This is a genomic window from Piscinibacter defluvii, from assembly GCF_004011805.1.
Lineage (GTDB): Bacteria > Pseudomonadota > Gammaproteobacteria > Burkholderiales > Burkholderiaceae_C > Piscinibacter > Piscinibacter defluvii.
Map to the genome: position 1 here is coordinate 1 of NZ_RCHJ01000094.1, position 2,205 is coordinate 2,205.

Annotated in this window: 1 protein-coding gene and 1 pseudogene; both read left to right on the top strand. The window is 63.4% G+C overall.

The window, feature by feature from the left end; genetic code table 11:
* Positions 1 to 657 precede the first annotated feature (657 nt).
* A pseudogene (locus D9C15_RS34300) lies at positions 658 to 879 on the top strand (DUF1653 domain-containing protein); the annotation flags it as partial.
* A 373-nt stretch (positions 880 to 1,252) separates the two neighbouring features.
* A complete protein-coding gene (locus tag D9C15_RS33010; RefSeq protein ID WP_128003692.1) occupies positions 1,253 to 1,993 on the top strand; it encodes a hypothetical protein in 741 nt (246 codons plus the stop codon).
* The last annotated feature ends 212 nt before the right edge of the window (positions 1,994 to 2,205 follow it).

The following is a 2,205-nucleotide window of genomic DNA, read 5'->3' on the forward strand; positions in this document are numbered from 1 at the left end:
ATCGGCCTCGCGGCCCAAGCGCCAACCCGTGGCGGTCGCCTCAGCTCAAACGTTAGGCCTCGAATTGCCAAGCGGTGGTCCGTGCGCTTCTTGGTTTCTAGTCCGCTCCTTCCTGGCCAGTCCGCTCGCTTGCCAGCAAGCCGAACAGCCGCCCAGCTCGGACGGCCGGCGCGCTCCGGGGCCATCTCCTACTCGAACCTCGAAAGGTCTTCGCGCTTCGGGTACGCGGAACAGTCGTCTTCGGACGGCCGACGCCAGCTCGGAACAACTTGTCGGTGTACTGCGTTGGTTCCAGCAGGCCGCCCGTCCTTTGGCGGGCGGCTCACCGTTGTCGGTCCACGGAACGAAGGAAACGCGCCGCTCTCGCCCCTACCCCATCACCCTCACCCGCCCGGATGCGCGAACATCGAGCCTCAGCTTCGTCCGGTCGAGCGCTACGCCAGCAGAACAACACCTGTCTCTCTCCTCGCAACGCTCAGGCGTGGTCGCGCGTCGAGGCCTAACCCTTCGCTCGAGAGGGACCTCCACCGGCAAGGCACTTGGCCCGCGAGGCGCTCACTGTCATCATCCACCTCGCGGGCCAAGTGCCTCCCCGGTTCCGGCCCCTCAGCTCAAACGTTAGGGCGCACGGCCGCCAAGAGTTCTGGTCATCGCCGCATGAATGACGATCTCCCTCCTCTGCCTTCAATCCAGCTCGGGCGCTACCGGCACTACAAGGGTGGCGAGTACGAAGTCATCGCAGTCGTCCGCCACAGCGAATCGCTCGAACCGCAGGTTCTCTATCGCCCGCTGTACGGCAACTCCGGCTCGTGGGTCCGGCCGTTCGGCATGTTCGTTGAGCCAGTCGAGCACGAGGGCAAGAGTCAACCTCGGTTCAGTCTCGTGTCTCCGGGCGCTCCGGCCAGCGTCGAAGAACTCGCCGCCACGGTTCAGCGCTTGGAGTCGAAGCTCTTCGCCCCCGGACAGGCCGCGAATGCAGAGCTACTGCAGCACTACCGCAGCGTCGCAAAGCGGTTCGAGCAAGACCTCGCCGCGTGGCCGAGAGATCTTTTTCTCGCCAAGGCAAGTGCCCTCATGCTCGTCCAGGCAGCCGCACGCTCATCGAGTGCGCCCTAACCCTTCGCTCGAGCAGGACCTCCGCCGGCAAGGCACTTGGCCCGCGAGGCGCTCGCTGTCATCATCCGCCTCGCGGGCCAAGTGCCTTCCCGGCTACGGCCCCTCAGCTCAAACGTTAGGCGTCACAGGCAGCGCAATGCCAGGCATCTACATCACACGCGGGATGACGGTCTCCATCCCACAGTTTTCGATCCGCTTTCGCGAAGACGGCGAAATCGAAAGCAGTCCACTCACGCTTCACGTCCGATTTGACGTCTGCCCGACCTGGGTTCAGATCGCCAAGCGTCACTTGGCAGCCGCTCTCGCGGCAAGGATCAGTCGCGAAACTGCTTGGCAAGGCACCGACGAGGATGCCAAGGCGCAGGCGCTGGAGGTCGAGTTTGAGGCGTCCATGCAGGCGATCATGGCCGCAGCCGTCGCCTGGGATGCCGCCTATGCCGTTCTTCGAGAGCATGTGACCATCCCGCAAGCCATGACCGACACTTGGCGCAACGGGAGAACAGCGCGATACACGCAAGTCGCAGAGGTTGTCCGCCGAGCGTTCTCGCTCAAACCCAAAGGTGCCGCTCTCCTGCGCAGCAATCTTAAGGAAATCTACCGGTACAGAGACTTGGCGGTCCATCCGTCCGGAAAGATCGAAGCCCCCTTGCTGCATCCCGAACTGAACCTCGGCATGGAGTGGCGGTTCGTCTACTTTCGTGCGTTGAACGCAGAGGTTGCGGTCCAAGCAGCGGCTGCCATGCTCTGGGACCTAGCCAACAACGGCAAGAGCAAGGATCCCAAAGTCACTGAGTACCAGAAGACGCTAGCCACGCGCCTGGCAGAAATCTTCCCAGAAGGCGCGCCTGTAATTCCGAGTCGCCCCGCAGCGAAGTGACGCCTAACCCTTCGCTCGAGCGGACCCCCACCGGCAAGGCACTTGGGCCGCGAAGCGGCCATTACTATCATCCTCTTCGCGGCCCAAGCGCCTTCCCGGCGGGTGCCGCTCAGCTCAAACGTTAGGCGCCTAAGGCCTCAATCGTGGTGTTCGTCGCGGTTGAGTTCATGTCCTTCTGGTCGCGTCGGATATCGTTGCGGTTGCAGCAAGCG